The sequence below is a fragment of the Variovorax sp. LjRoot175 genome (assembly GCF_964253805.1).
In the GTDB taxonomy this organism is placed as follows: Bacteria; Pseudomonadota; Gammaproteobacteria; order Burkholderiales; family Burkholderiaceae_C; genus Variovorax.
This window is the reverse complement of record NZ_CAXURY020000001.1, coordinates 3,613,013-3,633,514: the sequence shown is the minus strand read 5'-3', so window position 1 is coordinate 3,633,514 and position 20,502 is coordinate 3,613,013. Positions and strand designations below refer to the sequence as shown.

The 20,502-nt window shown below is 64.7% G+C and carries 16 protein-coding genes; 8 read left to right on the top strand and 8 right to left on the bottom strand.

The window, feature by feature from the left end; genetic code table 11:
- Nucleotides 1-311: 311 nt before the first annotated feature.
- The 3 genes from ACSQ89_RS18005 to ACSQ89_RS17995 form a co-directional block, all read right to left on the bottom strand.
- Entirely contained in the window at nt 312-1,121 is an 810-nt protein-coding gene (locus ACSQ89_RS18005; RefSeq protein WP_436292693.1) for an SDR family oxidoreductase, read from the bottom strand.
- A gap of 38 nt (nt 1,122-1,159) precedes the next feature.
- Nucleotides 1,160-1,576: a GlcG/HbpS family heme-binding protein gene (locus tag ACSQ89_RS18000; protein ID WP_436292694.1), complete on the bottom strand. Its 417-nt coding sequence runs from the start codon at nt 1,574-1,576 to the stop codon at nt 1,160-1,162.
- A 108-nt stretch (nt 1,577-1,684) separates the two neighbouring features.
- The gene (locus ACSQ89_RS17995; RefSeq protein ID WP_436296315.1) at nt 1,685-2,566 is read right to left on the bottom strand and encodes a helix-turn-helix domain-containing protein; all 882 of its coding nucleotides are present in this window, start codon (nt 2,564-2,566) and stop codon (nt 1,685-1,687) included.
- Nucleotides 2,567-2,902: 336 nt separating this feature from the next.
- Between ACSQ89_RS17995 and ACSQ89_RS17990 the strand changes: the two genes are divergently transcribed.
- Nucleotides 2,903-3,793 (top strand): hypothetical protein, encoded by an 891-nt coding sequence (locus ACSQ89_RS17990; protein ID WP_436292696.1) that lies wholly within the window; start codon nt 2,903-2,905, stop codon nt 3,791-3,793.
- Between the two features lie 6 nt (nt 3,794-3,799).
- On the opposite strand, the gene ACSQ89_RS17985 is transcribed toward ACSQ89_RS17990, so the two are convergent.
- The 4 genes from ACSQ89_RS17985 to ACSQ89_RS17970 form a co-directional block, all read right to left on the bottom strand.
- Nucleotides 3,800-6,559 (bottom strand): ATP-binding protein, encoded by a 2,760-nt coding sequence (locus ACSQ89_RS17985; RefSeq protein WP_436292697.1) that lies wholly within the window; start codon nt 6,557-6,559, stop codon nt 3,800-3,802.
- Between the two features lie 122 nt (nt 6,560-6,681).
- A complete protein-coding gene (locus ACSQ89_RS17980) occupies nt 6,682-7,497 on the bottom strand; it encodes a tripartite tricarboxylate transporter substrate binding protein (RefSeq protein WP_436296314.1) in 816 nt (271 codons plus the stop codon).
- 653 nt (nt 7,498-8,150) lie between these two features.
- The gene (locus ACSQ89_RS17975) at nt 8,151-8,918 is read right to left on the bottom strand and encodes a hypothetical protein (RefSeq protein WP_436292699.1); all 768 of its coding nucleotides are present in this window, start codon (nt 8,916-8,918) and stop codon (nt 8,151-8,153) included.
- Between the two features lie 14 nt (nt 8,919-8,932).
- Nucleotides 8,933-10,150: a site-specific integrase gene (locus ACSQ89_RS17970; protein WP_436296313.1), complete on the bottom strand. Its 1,218-nt coding sequence runs from the start codon at nt 10,148-10,150 to the stop codon at nt 8,933-8,935.
- 95 nt (nt 10,151-10,245) lie between these two features.
- Here ACSQ89_RS17970 and dusA point away from each other — a divergent pair, with 95 nt between their 5' ends.
- Nucleotides 10,246-11,247, top strand: a complete 1,002-nt coding sequence (gene dusA / locus ACSQ89_RS17965; protein WP_436292700.1) for a tRNA dihydrouridine(20/20a) synthase DusA — start codon at nt 10,246-10,248, stop codon at nt 11,245-11,247.
- 113 nt (nt 11,248-11,360) lie between these two features.
- On the opposite strand, the gene ACSQ89_RS17960 is transcribed toward dusA, so the two are convergent.
- On the bottom strand, nt 11,361-12,008 hold the full coding sequence (locus tag ACSQ89_RS17960; protein WP_436296312.1) for a GntR family transcriptional regulator: 648 nt from the start codon (nt 12,006-12,008) through the stop codon (nt 11,361-11,363).
- Between the two features lie 125 nt (nt 12,009-12,133).
- Between ACSQ89_RS17960 and scpA the strand changes: the two genes are divergently transcribed.
- Genes scpA through ACSQ89_RS17930 form a run of 6 tightly spaced genes read left to right on the top strand, consistent with a single transcriptional unit; the run spans nt 12,134 to nt 20,490 of the window.
- Nucleotides 12,134-14,293, top strand: a complete 2,160-nt coding sequence (gene scpA, locus ACSQ89_RS17955) for a methylmalonyl-CoA mutase (protein WP_093108202.1) — start codon at nt 12,134-12,136, stop codon at nt 14,291-14,293.
- Nucleotides 14,294-14,295: 2 nt separating this feature from the next.
- Nucleotides 14,296-15,381 carry a methylmalonyl Co-A mutase-associated GTPase MeaB gene (meaB, locus tag ACSQ89_RS17950; RefSeq protein WP_436292701.1) on the top strand — a complete coding sequence of 362 codons (1,086 nt, stop codon included), beginning with the start codon at nt 14,296-14,298 and terminating at the stop codon, nt 15,379-15,381.
- Nucleotides 15,378-16,910, top strand: a complete 1,533-nt coding sequence (locus ACSQ89_RS17945) for an acyl-CoA carboxylase subunit beta (protein WP_093108198.1) — start codon at nt 15,378-15,380, stop codon at nt 16,908-16,910. Before meaB ends, ACSQ89_RS17945 begins: the two co-directional genes overlap by 4 nt.
- A 15-nt stretch (nt 16,911-16,925) precedes the next feature.
- Complete coding sequence (locus ACSQ89_RS17940; protein ID WP_436292702.1) at nt 16,926-18,983, top strand: acetyl-CoA carboxylase biotin carboxylase subunit; 2,058 nt, start codon at nt 16,926-16,928, stop codon at nt 18,981-18,983.
- Complete coding sequence (gene bioB, locus ACSQ89_RS17935) at nt 18,983-20,017, top strand: biotin synthase BioB (protein ID WP_436292845.1); 1,035 nt, start codon at nt 18,983-18,985, stop codon at nt 20,015-20,017. The genes ACSQ89_RS17940 and bioB overlap by 1 nt, the downstream gene beginning before the upstream one ends.
- Nucleotides 20,014-20,490, top strand: coding sequence for a VOC family protein (locus ACSQ89_RS17930; protein ID WP_093108192.1), 477 nt, complete (start codon nt 20,014-20,016; stop codon nt 20,488-20,490). The genes bioB and ACSQ89_RS17930 overlap by 4 nt, the downstream gene beginning before the upstream one ends.
- Nucleotides 20,491-20,502: the final 12 nt, after the last annotated feature.

Below are 20,502 nucleotides of genomic sequence, written 5' to 3'. Positions count from 1 at the left end.
GGAAGACGACGCATGCGGCATGCCAGCGGTCGACTTGATCAGCGTTGCCTTAAGTCACCCCATGAGGTGATCGCCAGTTGGTGGCGCCGCGGCTGTGGTCATCCCCGAGGGCCAGAAGTGCAGTGCGCGGCGACGCCCCTGGATCCTGTGCCCAAGCAGGCATTGGCGCGAGTGATAGCGGGAAGAGCGTCCAAACGATCAACGAGGCGGTGCCCGGAAGAGAACTGGTGGAAGGCATGGGATCGGGTTGGGTGGACGGGCTGGCGGCCGCTCTGCCAGGCGGCCGCCCAGGGACTGCCAGCTCTGAAAGTTCAGATGGGGTTGTCCCAAGCCGCGAGCTGATGAGCCTTCAGCATGTCTTCGATCTTCTTCGGCACGACGTTGCGGAACTTGCCAGCGTCCGCCGGGACGATCTCGATCATCCGGTCGATCATCTCCTTCGGGTCCATCCGGCCTTCGGGCGTCGCGAAAAAGTCGTCGAAGCCCTTGCGCAACATGGCTCGCTTGGTGAAGTTCTTGGCGTCGTCGAGCCAGCGGAACGGGTTGTCCGCCATCGTCTCGTTGTAGCCAGTGAAGTACGCCCCGGGATTGATGGTCTGGACCTTGATCCCGTAAGGTTCGACCTCCTGCTGCAGCGCCTCGGCGATCGACTCCAGCGCGTGCTTCGTCGAGACATAGGTGCCCCAGTTCGCCGGCGTGAACAGGCCTCCCATCGACGAGGTGAAAACGACCTTGCCCCTCTTCTTCTGTGCAACCCACTTCTGCACGACGCCTTGCGTGAGCGCGAGCGGGAGGAAGACGTTGACCTCGAAGTTGCGGCGCACGAGATCGACCGGAATCTCCCAGACGGGACCGGCCTCGCCCATGCCGGCGTTGTTCCACAGGACGTCGAAGTCCCAGGATTGAGCCTGACGGATGTCGTACTGGTCGGTCAGGTCGAGCCGCTCGACGCGCAGGTTGGTCAGCCTGAGTTCCTTCGCCTTCTGGCGCAGCGGCATGACCTGCGACGAGACATGCGTGGTGGCGATGACGTAGTGGCCGTTCTTGGCCATGCCGATGGCGGCACCTTCGCCGAAACCGGATCCTGCGCCGGTGATGAGAATCGTCTTGGTATTGCTCATGGGACTTCCTTTCGTACTGGGGTGAAGAACTTCGTGATTCAGTCGCGGATGGCCGCCTCGAACGCGGCGAGGCCCGCTTGGGCGACCTCGACGTCCTGCGAGACGGCACCGCCGGAGATGCCGAGCGCGCCGATCAACCTGCCGTCTCGCGCCCGAAGGGGCATGCCGCCGCCGAACGGCGCCAGACCCGAGTTGGTGAGCTCCAGCGCGTGCGCCGGTGCGCCGGGCTTGCAGTACTCCCAAACCGATTCGCTGTCGGCTTCGAACAGCGCCGCAGTCTTTGCCTTGCGGACCGCGATGTCGATGGAACCGAGCACGGCTCCGTCCATCCGCTCGAAGGCCTTGAGATGCGTGCCGGCATCGATGATCGCGATAACGACAGGCAGGCCCATTTCGCGCGCCTTGGCCTGGGCGGCGGCGATGACGGACTGCGCATGTGCAGAGGTGAGGTGCATTTCATTGAGCTCCGGTGGTGATCAATGCGTCATCGTTGCAGGCCGCCTCACATGCTGCTCGGCCCCGCTTGCGCGCACCGGTGCCGATTGCGAGCCATTGCAATTTCACTAGGTACTCCTGCCTTGAAACTGGCGGCGGTAAGCCACAGGCGTGGTGCCGCGCCGCGCGCGGAACACTCGCAGCAACGGGTTCGGGTCGTCATAGCCCACGAAGGCAGCGATCTCCGTGACCGACTCACGCGTGGTACGCAGCAGCTCACACGCCTTCTCGACTCGCTGCCCGACCAGCCATTGGTGTGGAGCGAGGCCCATAGACGCCTTGAAGGCGTGGCAGAAGTGGTGGTACGAGAGCCCGACCGCGGCTGCGAGTTCGCTCAGGGGGACTTCCTCGGCCAGGTCCTGGGTCATCAGCTCGCATACGCGATGGAGCTGGTAAGGAGCCAAACCGCCGCTGCGGCGTACGCGACGGCCCTTCTGGGCCAGCGCCGAATGGCGCTTGAGCAGTTGAAGCATCACGAGGTGAGCGCGGCTGTCCATTTCCAGCCGAGTTGGCGGCTCCTCCTCGTCTAGTGCGCGCCGCAGGTAGTGGTCCAGCATGGGCTGGATCGATGCGTCGCTGCACATCACGCGCTCGATGCGCAGCAAGTCATCGCGATCCGCGGTGTCGCCCAGCCAGTCAACGGCCACAGTGCGAACGAACGTGTCACCAATGCAGAAGTGCACAAAGCGCGCAGGACCGCTGGCCACCAAGCCTAGCTGGGCGTGCGCTGGCCGCACAATGAAGCCACTGGGCGGCAGGGTCTCCATGACCTGGCCCGAGGGGAGGAGCCGACGCACTTTGGCGGGGGCAAGATGCCATTCGACGATGTGCGTCTGCGCCGCATAGGCCTGCGCGGTGTTGTCGTAGCCGTGAGGGGCATCACACACCTGCACGCCCATGAGCCAACGCGGAGACGCCGCGGGCATCCGGATACCGACGACGCCCGGCATGGCCGAGGTGGCGCCACGGGCTCCAGCGCCGATACAGCATTCCGACCCATGACCTGAAGCCTCCACTGGTGGCGCGGTCCCCGGCAGCCGAAATCTCGTGTGCGAGGCGTTGGGCGACAGGTGTGAGGGCAGACAGGCGTTCATGGCGTGCAAGCGGGTGATTGGGATCGATGACACGGATTCTTCGAGTCCCATCGAGGCAATGCGAGTTAAGACTTGCGAAGGCTCGCAAGGGTGCGGCCCTTAACAAGCCATAACTTGCGGTCCGGCATGCCGCTGAGCACGATGACGTCAGGCCCCAACCCAACCCAACCCAGCGCATCGCGGCGCGTTCCCATGCACTCGACCCCTGTCCGCAACCTGTTCACCCGGTTAAAGCTGGGCGCCCTGCAGCTCGGTCACGGGATTGTTCTGATCGGCCAACCCGGACTGGCCGGTACAGGCCAGCCCGGCGAAGCTCTCCGCTCGCTGGCCGACCACTATCGGACTCATACCCTCGAAGCCAGCCTCGTGATCTGCACCATTGCGCCGGTTCACGACTGTGCGAGTGGTCCCGTGCTGGGTATCCGATCTGCGCACGAAGTCAACGGCTGGCGCACCGTAGTCGAGGCCATTCACGCTGGCGGCGCCATCGCGGTCGCCCGCATTGGCGACGCGCGGTCAGTTGGCGAGCAGCTGCCAAACACTGATCAGGTCGACGACGCGCTTCTTGCCTACCGTGCTGCCGCAGACAACGCGAGCGACGCCGGATTCGACGGCGTGGAATTGGTGGGCACGCACGGTTCCCTTCCAGAACGCTTGCTGAGCGCATCTCGCGATCTGGCGGGTAACGCTGGCTGGCCTTCCGACGATCTATCGGGTGCGAACTTCCTCACCGGAGCGCTCCAGACCCTGTTCGGAACCTGGCCTCCGGACCGGGTGGGCCTGAGCCTTTCGCTGCCGCAGAGCGCAGGCCTGCTCGGGCTCGTCAGCCGCGCGTTGCGTTCCCTTGATGGCATCGAGCTGGCCTACATCCACCTGACGGCGGGAAACCGTCAGCCCGGGCCGATCATGCAGTCCATCGCGATGCAGGTGCGGCCGATCTTCCCCAACGGGCTGATCGTGAGTGGATCATGGACGCCCCAGGACGCCGAGGCCGCGATCGCTGCGGGAGAGCTCGATGCTGTAGGCGTGGATGAGGAATTCCTGAAACAGATCGACGCGTCCGGTGCCGGCGCCGTGAGCTGAGCGCCTTCACGCCAGGCTCTTGAGCATGGTCGCAGCCGCCTTCAGGTCGGCCGTCTCCCACCCCTCGGAGAAGGATTCGTAGACCGGCGCAAGCACGGAACGGGCGGCCTTGGCCGACTTGCTGGTGTGCAGCATGTCGGCCAGATCCATGGCGCAGCGCAGCGACCATGAGAGCGCCTCATGCTCGGCGGCAATCTTCAGGCCCTCGTTGAGTAGCCGCTCGGCAGTTTTGATATCGCCAGACCGGCGAGCGCGCGCGGCGAGAACGCGCAGTACCTCGGGCTTGTTCCAAGGCACTCTGCCGCCGAGTCCGCGCTCGAGACTTGATGCGTCTGCCAGTTCCGGGTGCACAGTGCACAGCATGTCACGCAGCATGTTCGACCACTGGCTCGGAAGAACGACCGGGGAGGGCTCACCGCGCAGAAGGCCGAGCGCGAGGCCATAACCTTCGCCGTAGGTGCCCCAAAGGGTCAGCGAGTACTCCTTGGAGCGGCTCTGTAGCAAGTGCGTATAGCGCTGTGCGCGCTCCAGGTCACCGCACCAGTAGGCGACGGGGCAACAGCCTATCGACAGCGCGAAGCACAGCGATAGCGAGTGATTGATCGAACGCGCTCGTTCTATGGCGCACTCGGCCTGAGCTAAGGCTTGATCAGGAAATCCGTGCACCCACAGGATTCGCGCCATTGTCATGAATGCGGTCGTGCGCTGATCGAAGTGGTAAGAGCTGTTGCGCGCAGCTGAATGGGCGCTCAGCGGCCGATCGAGCACGGCCTGCGCGTGTCGACGTGCCTGCGCGTGCCTTCCTATGTAGTGCGTGCTCAGCGTCATCATGCGGTGGTGCACGATCTCGTTTGCCGGATCCTTCGAAAGCGAGGCCAAGGCACCAAACTGCTCGGCGCGATGCAGCGTCAACGGATAGTCACCGGCAGAATGACCAACCAGCCACAGGCCCCAGAGTGCACGCATCTGGTCAGGCATGACATTGGCGCGCTCGGCTGCGTGGAGGGCCTTCTGGAATGCAGCGATGGCTCCGGTGCTGGCGCCACGAGTGTTCCATAAGGCGTGCCCGACTGATTCGTAGAGTGCGAATTCGCGCTGCGGCTCGAGCGGCCCCGCATCTTCCAGACGCTCGATGAAGCTTTCAACTAGACCGAGGTACTCGGCCATTCGTGAAAGTGCAAACCATAGCGGCGCCGAGGCGCCTGCGAGCGCCACGCCCAAGCGGATGTCACGCGCGGAGATGCTCCATTGCAACGCGGCGCGCACGTCCTCGATCAGGTGGGCGTGCAGGCCCAGCCAATCGCCGTCCGCAAGTTGCGCCCGGCGCTGCAGAGCAGCGTCCGCCCAATCCAGCATGTGCTCGGCGTGGCGTTGCGCGACTCGGCCTGTCTCCCCACGGCTCTCGAGCAGTGCCGCCGCGTATTCACGCGTGGTTTCAAGCAACCAGTACTGCACCACCTCCCCACTGATGTCCGACGTCAGAAGCGACTTGCTGACCAAGTTGTAAAGCAGGTCGTCGACGTCGGCGAAACCCCAGTCCCGCATCACGTCGAGCGCACCCTCGCGGGTGAAGCGACCGCGGAAAATCGACAGCACGCACAGCAGCACCTGTTCCTCGGACGAGAGCAGCGCGTAGCTCCAATCCAGGGCGGCGCGAAGCGTCTGGTGGCGCGGCAACGCGGTGCGGCGCCCGCGAGTAAGCAGCGCCATCCGGTTGCCAAGATGCGCAGCCACTCCCCGCACGCCCAATCGCTCGACGCCGGCAGCCGCCAGTTCCAGCGCCAGTGGAATACCGTCAAGTGAGCGGCAGATCTCTACCACCGGCTGCAACTCCGCCTCACCCAGTTCAAAGCGATCCAGCCCAGCGCGCACCCGTTCGACGAACAGTTCGACGGCGGAGTAACGCATCATGTCGTGCGTGCTCAGGCGCTCCAGCGTCGGCGGGACCTTCAGTGCATCCAAGCGCTGTACCCACTCGCCCTGGATGCGCAGTGGCTCGCGGCTGGTAGCTAGCAGGTAAACGCCTGGCGCACCCGCAAGAAGGGCCTCGGCAAGTTCCGCAGCGGCGGCAATCACGTGCTCGCAGTTGTCCAGCACGATCAGCAACCGGCGTTCACGCAGGTAGGCCAGCAGCCCGCGAAGTGGGTCGACGGCCAGAGCTTCCACGCCCAGCGCGGAGATCACAGTGTCGATGACCAACCGCGTGTCGTTGAGGGGCGCCAGGGTGATGAACACCGCATGATGGGCGAATTCCGGCGCGATCTGCCGGGCCGCCGCCAAGGCCACCGTGGTCTTGCCCATGCCGGCCGGCCCCACCAAGGTGATGCAGCGGCGCAGCGGCAGTTCACGAAGCAAGTCGGCCACGACTTCCTCGCGGCCGATCAGCCGTGCCACCTGCGCCGGCAACGGCACTCCCATGGGCGCATCGGAGTCCACAGCGCTCACGAGCGCCGGTGCGGCAGCATCGCGCCGGGGCAGCTGCCCCACGGTATCGGATGCTCGGACGCGCGTGACGACCGCCACGAAACAGTAGCCTTGTAGCGGCACGTTGACGATGTAGCGCTGGCCCTCGCGGCCGTCGCCAAGCACCTTGCGCAGCCCGGCCAGGTGGACACGAAGCGCCCCGGGCTCTACGACCACGTTAGGCCACACGCGCGCGATCAATTCCGCGTTGGAAATGACTTCGCCGGCTCGTTCGACAAGCGTGGTCAGCAGGTCGAAGGCGCGGCTGCCCAAGCGTACCGGCAGCCCGTCTTCGAGCAGCATTCGCTGCTCGGGCAGTAGAGTGAAGGGGCCGAAACCAAGTGCTGTGTCACCGACCATCGGTGTTTCTTGCCGGCAAAGGGCGCCCGCGTCGGTGGTGTCTATGCATGCTGTGTCGCCTGGCCTCATCGGTCGCTCGTCGACGCCAGCCGCTCCATCAGCACACGCTCGCTGGCTACGGTTCCGACAGCGAAGCGTCTGTAGTCGGCCGGGCTCATGTAAATCAACTGCTGGTCGAAACGAGCGAGGGCCTCGAGATGATTTGTCTGTTCCATGGCTCGCTTGAATACCTCGTGGATGCGCTCCACGAGCTGGCTGTCCATGCCACGGGGGCCGATCAGGCCATAGCGTGATTTTTGCCCCATGGGCAGGCCCAGGTCGCGCAAGGTGGGCACACCGGGAAATCGGGCCATGGACGTTTCACCAGTACACAGCAGGCGCAGCTTTCCAGCCTCGACATGCGGGATGAACCCGGAGGAATCGGCGGCAGCCATGACGTGGCCACTCAGGACGGCTTGCATCAGGTCGGCGCTGCCCTTATAGGGAACGTGGTTGAATCGCAGACTCAGACGCAGCGCGATGTCTTCCATGGCCACGTGAGGGCCGGTCAATACGCCGGTGGACCCGTAGTTCAGCCGACCGGGGTTGGCGCGCGCCCAGTCGATGAGCTGCGTCGCGCTCGTGAACGGCGAATCCGCCCTTACCACCACACCGAGTAGGTAACCCGAAATGCCGGCGATAAAGCTCAGATCCTGCAATGGGTCCCATTTGAGTCGCTGCATGTAGCCCAAACGAAGTACGCCCGACGTTCCCTGGCCCAGGGTGTAGCCGTCGGGCTCGGCGTTCTGTAGAAGGAAGGCTGGCATCGCGCTGGCCACGCCTGGTCGGTTCTCAACAATGAGGGGCTGACCCGTCTGCTGCGCGACGTTGTCGGCCAACACACGCAGGGTGTAGTCAGTCGGCCCCCCGGGAGGGAAGCCGATAACGAGCTTCACTGGACGGGAAGGCCATGTCTGAGTCTCACTGGCTGCCCTAACGGGCGTCCACGCTGCCAAGCCGCCGCTTGCGATAGCGGTCAGTACCTGGCGTCGTCTGAGCATGGCAGTTCTCCTGTGATGCACTCTGCGTTGGCCATCATCCATAGAGCGGCAATGCTAAGGGGGCCCACGGCCGCGTGCAATTCGTCACGAGGGACCGGCACTCTCCCCCGCGTCAGACTGGGTGACATGGCTGAAGTTCGAGGAGTCCCCGTCCGAGGATCACTGCCTATTTAAAGGCGAAGAGAAGGTAAAGGCGAAGAGAAGGCTGGCGCAATGGCTTGGCTGGTCGCAAGCCCAGACCAAGATCAACCAGCTGAGTAGCTAGACATGGTCACTCGCGGTGAGCTTTGTGTGGCTCGAACGCTCGATCTACGGATTAAGCGTCCGTGATCAACTCAGGAAAGTTGCGCCGCTTGCTGCTTGTCGACCGTGCAGCCGCTTCGATTTTCGCCTTAACTTGGGTTGTTACGCGCGGGATGCCCTTGCTTGAGACATTGAAAACGCGACCAGGCGCTGCCTTCGCTGCCTTTGCGGGCTTCTTGAGGGCTGTGGGGCTAGTCATGCGGACCTCCGACAGAAAAATTTTCACCTGCGTAGGTTAGCAGTTTGTGCCAAGACCTGCTGCCAGACCGCAAATCGAAGGTCATCAGGCGCTGCGATCCTTCCGCTTCCCACCATGCCGGGTCGACGGCCAGAATATCCTGCACGCTTTCACAGTTCCTTAGATGCGGCGCGTTGAGTTGCTCGCCGGGTACCAGATCGGCATCAAAACCAAGCTTCGGCCAAACCTTGAAACCGACGTGCCTCTGGTCAAATCCTTTGCCGCCCGCCGCAATCAGTGAAATTTGATCCAAGCCGGCCAGATGTGCGGTGATGGCGCCCAGGGTGAACGCGATCGCCCCCAGTCCCCGAGGTGTCTTGTGCTTGTCCAGGAAATAGTGGTCGATGTGTACTCCCTCGATGAAGAGGCCAGCGGTGCCAGTCTCTTGACTAAAGATCCCCAGCTTGTTCTTGTGGCCAGGCTGAATGACGGTCGGGTTGATCACGGTGAAGTACATGCCAGGCGGTGCGTCGTCGTACCCAGGCCGTTTCTCGGCCTGTTGGTGCACGCGGCTGCCATCAAACACGGAAAACAGGTGGACGAACTCCAGAGTCGACAGCGTACCGAAAGTGAATTCAAAACTGTTTGTTGGCCCCAACTCAACTCCGTCAAACCTGACGCGCGTGCCAGTCAGGTAAGTCTGCGTGGTTTCATGGGCAAGCAGAAGTCGGTGTAAGTCGGCAAGATGAGACCGGTAGAAGGGCGTCTGTTGAAGTGGCACGATCCGAAATCAAACTAAATTGAAGAGCTCATGCTGAGCGCTTCATGTTCATGGTGAGGCTTTGCAACTCGCGAGGAGGGGGCCGGATTGGCCTGTTGTGCTCGGCGCTCCGAGCTGCCCCACGCGCCCAAAGCGATGTCTGCAGGCGTGGGGCCGGTGGGTAAATCGAGCGACGGTGGGATGTTCTTTGGCCTGACGCCGCGCAGATGCTCTGGCCTCAGATGGGTGTATCGCTTGAGCATCTTCCAGTCTTTATGCCCAGTCACAAGCGCAGCCTGCTCGATGGTGAACCCCGCCTCGAAGAGGCGGCTGGCGGCTTCGTGCCGTAGATCATGGAACTTGAGGTCCTTGATGCTCAATTCCTTGCAGGCCCGACGGAAAGCGGTCCCGACAGAGCGGCCGTTGTAGGGAAAGACCAGGCTGCTGTTCCCGGAGAACGGTTTCTGCTCCTCAACAATGGCCCAGGCATCGAATCCCGTGACATCAAGCAGCGGCACTTTCTGGTCATTGCCGTTCTTGTCTCGTGGATCTTTTCGGTCACGCACGATCACGGTGTAAGCCTTGGCATCGATGTCCTCCCAGCGGATGCGGCAGATCTCGTCCTGGCGCATCGCGGTGGCGAGCGCGAAACGCATGATTCGTCCCAGAGGGATGATCTGCCGCGAATTGCTGGCGAAGTAATCGGCAAGTGCCTGCAGCTCATCCAGGGTAGGGCGGCGGTCCCGTTCTCGACCTTTTCCGACCAGGCCCAGGCGCTTGAGCGCGATGCGGGCCAGATCAATGGGCTCTACCTGAACGCGAACCCCGTGGACGGCTGCCGCGTGAGAAACTACCAGCTTGATGTAGCCGATGTCCATGCTGATGGTGACAGGACCGGCGCCTTCCTTGGCTCGGTCCTTGCCAAACTGGATGAGCCGCTCGCGCGTGAGGTCCTTCAGCTTCAACTTGCCCAGCTTCGTCTTCAGCGCATCGAGGGTGAAGGCCTTCGAGCGCCGAGGAGCTCGCAGCACTTCCTTCATGTCGGTGACATGCAGGTCGATCAGATCGCCGAAGGTGGTCGGATCCTTGATCTTTGAACGGCTGGCTGGTTCGCCCAAATCGATGCGGCGCTCGGTGGCGAGAGCCCATTCCTGGGCGTCCTTGTGCCGCCGGAAGGTCTCGCTCGCATAGACACCTTTGCGGCGGACTTGCGCGCGCCAGTTGCCGGACGGAAGCTGCTTGAAGGTGGGCATTTCGTGTGCGCTGTGTGTGCACTGACAGGGCGAAATGGGGCGTATTCGGGCGTTTTGGAGTGCACACGAGCGTGCACACGAGGGGTTCTAAGTGTATGAATGATAACGCTAAGTTGTTGAATTTAAAAGAGAAAATCGTCTCCGTCGCTCCGATGATGGATTGGACCGACCGCCACTGCCGCTACTTTCACCGGCTGCTGACGCGCCGCGCCTTGCTCTACACCGAGATGGTGACCACGGGCGCGCTGGTGCACGGCGACGTGCCGCGGCATCTTCGCTTCAACGCCGAGGAACATCCGGTCGCGCTGCAACTCGGCGGCAGCGAGCCGGCCGAGCTCGCGCATTGCGCCAAGCTCGGCGAGGAATGGGGTTACGACGAGATCAACCTCAACTGCGGCTGCCCAAGCGAGCGCGTGCAGCGCGGCGCTTTCGGCGCCTGCCTGATGAACGAGCCGCAGCTGGTGGCCGACTGCGTGAAGGCGATGGTCGACGTGGTGAAGGTGCCGGTCACCGTCAAGCACCGCATTGGCATCGACAAGACCGAGAGCTACGAGTTCGTGCGCGATTTCGTCGGCGCGCTGAGCGAGGCGGGCTGCCGCACCTTCATCGTCCATGCGCGCAACGCCTGGCTCAAGGGCCTGTCGCCCAAGCAGAACCGCGAGGTGCCGCCGCTGCGCTACGAGCTGGTGCACCGGCTAAAGCACGACTTCCCCGAGCTCGTTTTTTCGATCAACGGCGGCTTCGACGACAACGCGCAGATGCATGCGCACCTGCGCCTGCTCGACGGCGTCATGATCGGGCGCGAGGCCTATCACAACCCCTGGTGGCTCAGCGAATGGGACGCGGTCTTCTACAAGGAAGCGCCTTCCACGCTCACGCGCGAAGAGGTCGAGCTAGCGATGTGCGACTACATGGTGCGCGAGGCCGCCGAGCACGGCACGCCGTGGTCGAACATCGCGCGCCACATGCTGGGCCTGCGCAACGGCCTCGCGGGGGCGCGCCGCTGGCGTCAGGTGTGGAGCGACCACAGGCTCAAGGCGCTGGCGCCGCACGACGTGATGGCGCTCGCGCACGAGCCGGTGGCGCAGGCGGCCTGATCAGGCCGCCATCAGCCGCGCTTCGGGCACGTCCTCGATGGTGGTGCGGCGCAGCTCGCGGCGCTCGGCGATGTCGTAGCGCCTGACGCGGTGCAGGGTGCTGCTGAGCGGCTTCAGGTCGCGGCTTCCAAACCGTTCTTGAAGTGCTGCTGCATGCGCGCCATGGCAGCAGCCGGATCGCGCGCCTGGATCGCGGCCATGATCGCGCGGTGCTCCTTGAGCGACTCGGCGATGCGGCCCGACTTCAAGAGCGAGTTGTGCCGGTTGAGCTTCATCACCTTGCGCAGGTCGGCCACCATCTGGTCGCGCCAGCGGTTGTCGGCGATGGCCAAGAGCCGCATATGGAAGCGCTCGTTGACCGCGAAGAAGTGGGCGCGGTCCACCTTGCCGGGGGCGGCAGCGGCTTCGAGCTCGGCGTGCAGCGCTTCCAGCTCGGCCAGCTGCGCCTCGGAAACGTGTTCAGCCACCACGCCGGCGGCATCGCTTTCGAGCAGGCTCAGCAGGTGATAGACGTCGGCCAGGTCTTTCTCGGACACCTCGGTCACATAGGCGCCGCGGCGCACTTTCATCGTGACCAGGCCCTCCGCCGCCAGCACCTTCAGCGCCTCGCGCAGCGGCGTGCGGCTGATGCCGTATTCCTCCGCCAGCTTGAGTTCGTCGATCCAGCTGCCGGGGTCGAGCTCGCGGTTGAAGATGCGCTGGCGCAGCAGCTCCGCCACCTCTTCATAGAGGGCACGCGGGGTCAGGGTGAGGGCGGACATGTACGGAATGTACCGCAAGTACGGACTCTGAATTAATAATTACAGATGGGTTAGACTCGCCTTGAACTGTCTCGCCCCTGCGTGGACACTCCTCGACACTTGCACGACCTTGCAAAGCGGCGCCCATGAGCAAATCCGAACCGAACTTCAAAACCGCGACCCTCGAAGCCTGGACCCAAGCCGCTGCCAAGTCTGCTCCGGGCGGAGACCTGTCGGCGCTGAACTGGATCACGCCCGACGGCATCACCGTCAAGCCGCTGTACACCGCCGCCGACCTGCAGGGCCTGAAGTACACCGACACGCTGCCGGGCTTCGAGCCCTACCTGCGCGGACCGCAAGCCACCATGTACGCGGTGCGCCCGTGGACCATCCGGCAGTACGCGGGCTTCTCGACCGCCGAGGAGTCGAACGCCTTCTATCGCAAGGCGCTGGCCGCGGGCGGGCAGGGCGTGAGCGTGGCCTTCGACCTGGCCACGCACCGCGGCTACGACAGCGACCATCCGCGCGTGACCGGCGACGTCGGCAAGGCCGGCGTGGCGATCGACAGCGTGGAGGACATGAAGATCCTGTTCGACCAGATCCCGCTCGACAAGGTCAGCGTCTCGATGACCATGAACGGAGCGGTGCTGCCGGTGCTCGCGGGCTACATCGTCGCGGCCGAGGAACAGGGGGTCGCGCAGGACCAGCTCTCGGGGACCATCCAGAACGACATCCTCAAGGAGTTCATGGTCCGCAACACCTACATCTTTCCGCCCGAGCCTTCGATGCGCATCATCGGGGACATCATCGAGTACACGGCCCAGAAGATGCCGAAGTTCAACTCGATCTCGATCAGCGGCTATCACATGCAGGAGGCCGGCGCCAACCAGGCGCTCGAGCTCGCCTTCACGCTGGCCGACGGCAAGGAGTACGTGAAGACCGCGCTGGCCAAGGGCCTGGACGTCGACGGCTTCGCCGGGCGCCTGAGCTTCTTCTGGGCCATCGGCATGAACTTCTACCTCGAGGTGGCCAAGATGCGCGCGGCGCGCCTGCTGTGGTGCCGGATCATGAAGGAGTTCAACCCCAAGAACCCCAAGAGCCTGATGCTGCGCACCCATTGCCAGACATCGGGCTGGAGCCTGACCGAGCAGGACCCGTACAACAACGTGGTGCGCACCACCATCGAGGCGATGGCGGCGGTGTTCGGCGGCACGCAGAGCCTGCACACCAACGCGCTCGACGAAGCCATCGCGCTGCCGACCGAGTTCAGCGCGCGCATCGCGCGCAACACGCAACTCATCATCCAGGAAGAGACGCACATCACGAACGTGATCGACCCGTGGGCCGGCAGCTACATGATGGAGAAACTCACGCAGGACATGGCCGACGCCGCCTGGGCGATCATCGAGGAGGTCGAGGCCATGGGCGGCATGACCAAGGCGGTGGACAGCGGTTGGGCCAAGCTCAAGATCGAGGCGGCCGCAGCCGACAAGCAGGCGCGCATCGATTCGGGCCGGGACGTGATCGTCGGCGTCAACAAGTACAAGCTCGAGTCCGAGGACACGCACGACATTCTTCAGATCGACAACGTCAAGGTGCGCGACGGCCAGATCGCCAGGCTCAAGGCGATCCGCGAGAAGCGCGACGGCGCTGCGGTGCAAGCGGCGCTCGATGCGCTCACGGCGGCTGCAGAAAGCGGCAAGGAAAATCTGCTCGACCTGAGCGTCCAGGCGGTGCGCCTGCGCGCCACGGTCGGCGAGATCAGCGACGCGCTCGAAAAGGTCTACGGCCGGCACCGCGCCGACACGCAGAAGGTGACGGGCGTCTATGCCGCCGCCTACGACTCGGCCGAAGGCTGGGAGGCGCTGCAGCACGAGATTGCGGCCTTCGCCGAAGAGCAGGGCCGGCGCCCGCGCGTGATGATCTCCAAGCTCGGCCAGGACGGCCACGACCGCGGCGCGAAGGTCGTCGCCACCGCCTTCGCCGACCTCGGCTTCGACGTCGACATGGGGCCGCTGTTTCAGACCCCCGAGGAGTGCGCGCGCCAGGCGATCGAGAACGATGTGCATGCGGTGGGTGTGAGCACCCTCGCGGCGGGCCACAAGACGCTGGTACCGGCGATCATCCAGGAGCTGAAGAAGCAGGGCGCCGACGACATCATCGTCTTCGTCGGCGGCGTGATTCCGCGGCAGGACTACGACTTTCTGTACGAGGCAGGCGTCAAGGGCATCTACGGTCCGGGCACGCCGATTCCGGCCAGCGCCAAGGACGTCCTGGAACAGATTCGCGCGGCGGTTGCCGCCTGAGCATGCCGGTTCGAACTCCGGTCACAGCCGAAGCACTGGTTGCAGCGGACGGCCCGCAGCAACGCCGCGCCATCGCCAAGGCCATCACGCTGCTCGAATCCACGCGCCCCGATCACCGCACCCAAGCCGACGAACTGCTCACGGCGTTGCTGCCGCACACCGGCAAGTCCTTCCGGCTCGGCATCTCCGGCGTGCCCGGTGTCGGCAAGTCGACCTTCATCGAGACGCTGGGCCTCCATCTGATCGGGCAGGGCCATCGCGTCGCGGTGCTCACGATCGACCCTTCGTCCACGGTGTCGGGCGGCTCGATCCTCGGGGACAAGACGCGCATGGAGAAGCTGTCGGTCCATGAACGCGCCTACATCCGGCCCAGCCCCTCGAGCGGCACGCTGGGCGGAGTGGCCGAGAAGACGCGCGAGGCGATGCTGGTGTGCGAAGCCGCGGGCTACGACATCGTGATCGTCGAAACCGTGGGTGTCGGCCAGAGCGAGACCGCGGTCTCCGGCATGACCGACATGTTTGTGCTGCTGCAACTGCCCAATGCCGGCGACGACCTGCAGGCGATCAAGAAGGGCGTGATGGAGCTGGCCGACCTGGTCGTCATCAACAAGGCCGACATCGACAAGGATGCGGCGACGCGCGCGCAGGCCCAGATCACTTCGGCGCTGCGGCTCTTCGGCCATCACGGCAATCCGGCGCACGCGCAGCACATGCACGCGGCCCATGCGGCGCCCGGTTCGCCGGAAGCGGAAGTGCGCTTCTGGCTGCCCAAGGTGATCCAGCTGAGCGCGCTGCTGGGCACCGGCATCGACGCCTTCTGGGCCGCGGTGCTGCAGTTCAAGGCGCTGCAAACCACCAACGGCAAGCTTGCCACGCGCCGCGAAAAACAGGCGCTCGCGTGGATGTGGGAACGCATCGACGCAGGGCTCAAGCAGGCTTTTCGCCAGCATCCGCAGGTGCGCGAGCTGCTGCCGCAGGCCAGCGCCCAGGTGGCGGCCGGCACGCTGCCGGCCTCGACCGCCGCACGCAATCTGCTCGCAGCCCAGGCGGGGCGGGCGCAGTTCAACACTTCCGACAGGACGACATGAAAGAAATCCTCGAACACCTCGAAAAACGGCGCGCGCAGGCGCGGCTCGGCGGTGGCCAGAAGCGCATCGATGCCCAGCATGCCAAGGGCAAGCTGACGGCGCGCGAACGCATCGAACTCCTGCTCGACGACAACACCTTCGAAGAGTGGGACATGTTCGTCGAGCACCGCTCCAGCGACTTCGGCATGGCCGACAACAAGATCCCCGGCGACGGCGTGGTCACCGGCTACGGCATGATCAACGGCCGCCTGGTCTTCGTCTTCAGCCAGGACTTCACCGTCTTCGGCGGCGCGCTCAGCGAAGCGCATGCCGAGAAGATCTGCAAGGTGATGGACCAGGCGATGAAGGTCGGCGCACCGGTCATCGGCCTCAACGACTCGGGCGGCGCCCGCATCCAGGAAGGCGTGGCCTCGCTCGGCGGCTATGCCGAGGTGTTCCAGCGCAACGTGATGGCTTCCGGCGTGGTGCCGCAGATCAGCATGATCATGGGCCCGTGCGCGGGCGGCGCGGTGTATTCGCCGGCCATGACCGACTTCATCTTCATGGTGCGCGACAGCTCCTACATGTTCGTCACGGGCCCCGACGTGGTGAAGACCGTGACCCACGAGGACGTGACGGCCGAGGAGCTCGGTGGCGCCACCACGCACACCACCAAGAGCGGCGTGGCCGACATGGCTTTCGAGAACGACGTCGAGGCGCTGATGATGCTGCGCCGGCTCTACAACTACCTGCCGCTCAACAACCGCGAGAAGGCGCCGGTGCGCCCGAGCGGCGACCCGGCCGATCGCGCCGACCTGTCGCTCGACACCCTGGTGCCCGACAACCCGAACAAGCCCTACGACATGAAGGAGCTGATCGTGAAGGTGGTCGACGACGGCGAGTTCTTCGAGCTGCAGCCCGACTACGCGAAGAACATCGTGATCGGCTTCGCGCGCATGGAGGGGCAGAGCGTCGGCGTCGTCGCCAACCAGCCGCTGGTGCTGGCCGGTTGCCTGGACATCAAGTCCTCGATCAAGGCTGCACGCTTCGTGCGCTTCTGCGATGCCTTCAACATCCCGGTCGTCACCTTTGTCGATGTGCCCGGCTTCATGCCCGGCACCAGCCAGGAGTACGGCGGCATCATCAAGCACGGCGCGAAGCTGCTCTACGCCTATGCCGAGTGCACGGTGCCGAAGATCACGGTGATCACGCGCAAGGCCTACGGCGGCGCCTACGACGTGATGGCCTCCAAGCATTTGCGCGGCGACGTCAATCTCGCCTGGCCGCGTGCCGAGATCGCGGTGATGGGCGCCAAGGGCGCGGTGGAGATCATCTTCCGCGAGGACAAGAACGATCCCGAGAAGCTGGCCGCGCGCGAGGCCGAATACAAGGCGCGCTTCGCCAATCCCTACGTGGCGGGCACGCGCGGCTACATCGACGATGTGATCCTGCCGAGCGAAACGCGCAAGCGCATCTGCCGCAGCCTGGTGATGTTGCGCGAGAAGAAGCTCGACAACCCGTGGCGCAAGCACGGAAACATCCCGCTCTGAGCCGGAGACAACAACATGTTCAAGAAAATCCTGATTGCGAATCGCGGCGAGATCGCTTGCCGCGTTATCAAGACCGCGAAGAAGATGGGCATCCTCACGGTCGCGGTGTATTCCGATGCCGACAAGGACGCGCGCCATGTCGAGCTGGCCGATGAGGCCGTGCACATCGGCGCCTCGCCGAGCCGCGAGAGCTACCTGCAGGCCGAGCGCATCATCGCCGCCTGCAAGAAGACCGGCGCCCAAGCCGTGCACCCGGGCTACGGCTTCCTGTCCGAGAACGAAGGCTTCGCGAAGAAGGTCGAGGAAGAGGGCATCGTCTTCATCGGCCCCAAGCACTACTCGATCGCGGCCATGGGCGACAAGATCGCCTCGAAGAAGCTTGCGAACGAGGCCAAGGTCAACACCATCCCGGGTTGGAACGACGCGATCGAAACGGCCGAGCGCGCGGTGGAGATCGCGCGCGGGGTCGGCTATCCGGTGATGATCAAGGCCTCGGCCGGCGGCGGCGGCAAGGGCCTGCGCGTGGCCTTCAACGACAAGGACGCCTTCGAGGGCTTCACCTCCTGCCGCAACGAGGCGCGCAACAGCTTCGGCGACGACCGCGTGTTCATCGAAAAGTTCGTCGAGGAGCCGCGCCACATCGAGATCCAGGTGCTCGGCGACGCGCACGGCAACGTGATCTACCTCAACGAGCGCGAGTGCTCGATCCAGCGGCGCCACCAGAAGGTGATCGAAGAGGCGCCGTCGCCTTTCATCAGCGAGGCCACGCGCAAGGCCATGGGCGAGCAGGCGGTGGCACTCGCCAAGGCGGTGAACTACCAGAGCACAGGCACGGTGGAGTTCGTGGTCGGCAAGGACCAGAGCTTCTACTTCCTCGAGATGAACACGCGGCTGCAGGTGGAGCATCCGGTGACGGAGGCGATCACCGGGCTGGACCTGGTCGAGCTCATGATCCGCGTGGCCGCGGGCGAGAAGCTGCCGCTGGCGCAGGAAGAGGTACAGCGCAACGGCTGGGCCATCGAGTGCCGCATCAACGCCGAAGATCCGTTCCGCAATTTCCTGCCGTCGACCGGACGGCTGGTGCGCTTCCAGCCGCCGAAGGAGACGCTGTTCGCCGCGGAGCGCCCGGCTTCGAGCGCCTACGGCGGCGTGCGGGTCGACACCGGCGTCTACGACGGCGGCGAGATCCCGATGTTCTACGACTCGATGATCGCCAAGCTGATCGTGCACGGGCGCGACCGCAACCATGCGATCGCGCTGATGCGCGAGGCGCTCAACGGCTTCGTGATCCGCGGCATCGGCAGCAACATCCCGTTCCAGGCCGCGCTGCTCGCGCATCCCAAGTTCGTGAGCGGCGAATTCAACACCGGCTTCATCGCCGAGCACTACGGCAAGGGTTTCCATGCCGAGGACGTGCCGCACGACGATCCGGATTTCCTGGTCGCGCTGGCAGCCTACATGCACCGGCGCTACCGCGCGCGCGCCTCGGGCATCAGCGGGCAGCTCGAGGGGCACAGTGTGAAAGTGGGCGAGCAGTTCGTGGCGGTCGTGCTCGATGCGAAGGGCCAGCATGTGCACACGCCCGTCACGGTCAACGACTTCCACGGGCAGACGGGTTCCAGCGCGGTCGTGGTGGGTGCCCACAGCTACAAGATCGACAGCCATGCGCCGCTCGGCAGCGTCCGTGTCGAGGGCACGGTGAACGGCCGCGCCTTTACCGCGCAGGTCGAGCGGGGTGCCGGCAAGAATCCGCTGGCGCTGCGCGTTTCGCACAACGGCACACAGATCGAAGCGATCGTGCTCTCGCCGCTGGGGTCGCGCTTGTCGAAGCTCATGCCCTACAAGGCGCCGCCGGACCTCAGCAAGTTCCTGATGTCGCCGATGCCGGGCCTTTTGGTCGAGGTCTCGGTGCAGCCGGGCCAGCAGGTGCAGGCCGGCGAGAAGCTTGCGGTGATCGAGGCAATGAAGATGGAAAACGTGCTCTTCGCCACGCACGATGGCGTGGTCGGCAGCATCTCGGCCGCCAAGGGCGAATCGCTCGCGGTCGATCAAGTGATCCTGGAGTTTGCATGATGGGTGTCAACGATCTGCTTCCGGCTGCTAAAGCCGTTACCCTGCATCGGCCGGCCGCCAAGCCGGCGGCGCCGCGCGGTCCCTGGCCGGTCGAGGCCGTGCAGGCCTTGCTCGACAAGCCCTTCAACGACCTGCTGTTCGAAGCCCAGACCGTGCATCGTGCGCACTTCCCCGAGGGCGACATCGAGCTGGCCACACTGCTGTCGGTCAAGACCGGCGGCTGCCCCGAGAACTGCGGCTACTGTCCGCAGTCCGCCGAATTCGACACCGGCGTGAAGGCGCAGAAGCTGATGGAAGTCGACGAGGTCGTGCGCGCTGCTCAGGCGGCCAAGGACGCCGGCGCCACGCGCTTCTGCATGGGTGCGGCCTGGCGCGCGCCCAAGGACCGCGACGTCGAGAAGGTGGCGGTGCTGGTGGAAGCAGTCAAGGGCCTGGGCCTGCAGACCTGCGCCACGCTGGGCATGCTCGAGCCGCAGCATGCGAAGCAGCTCAAGGCCGCGGGCCTGGACTACTACAACCACAACCTCGACACCGCGCCCGAGTATTACGGCGACATCGTCGACACGCGCACCTATCAGGACCGGCTCGACACGCTGGCCCACGTGCGCGCCGCCGGCATCAGCGTGTGCTGCGGGGGCATCGTCGGCATGGGCGAGACGCCGGTGCACCGCGCGGGCCTGATCGCGCAGCTGGCCAATCTCGATCCTTATCCGGAGTCCGTGCCCATCAACAGCCTGGTGCGCGTGCCGGGCACGCCGCTGGCCGATGCCGACCCGATCGACCCATTGGACTTCGTGCGCATGATCGCCGTGGCGCGTATCACGATGCCCAAGGCGCGTGTGCGGCTGTCTGCCGGCCGGCAGCAGTTGGGCGAAGCGGTGCAGGCGCTGTGCTTCCTGGCCGGCGCCAACTCGATCTTCTATGGCGACAAGCTGCTGGTGACCGGCAACCCGGACGTGGAAGCCGACGTGCAACTGCTGCGCAAGCTGGGGCTCGAGGCGCGGCGGACCAGCGAACAAGGAGCATGTGCATGAACCGTCCTTTCAAGGTGCTCGGCGTCCAGCAGATCGCGATCGGCGGGCCCGACAAGACGCGCCTGAAGAAGCTCTGGGTCGAAATGCTCGGCCTCGAAGTGACCGGCACCTTCAAGAGCGAGCGCGAGAACGTCGACGAGGACATCTGCGTGATCGGCAGCGGACCTTTCAAGGTCGAGGTCGACCTGATGCAGCCGCTCGATCCCGAGAAGAAGCCGGCCGTCCATACCACGCCGCTCAATCACGTGGGCCTGTGGATCGACGATCTGCCTGCCGCCGTCGGATGGCTCGGCGCCCAGGGCGTGCGCTTCGCGCCGGGCGGCATCCGCAAGGGCGCGGCCGGTTTCGACATCTGTTTTCTGCACCCCAAGGGCAACGAGGAGTTCCCGATCGCGGGCGAAGGCGTGCTGATCGAACTCGTGCAGGCGCCGCCGGAAGTGGTAGCGGCTTTCTCGGCCCTGGCGGCAGGCTGAGCGCTCAAGCGC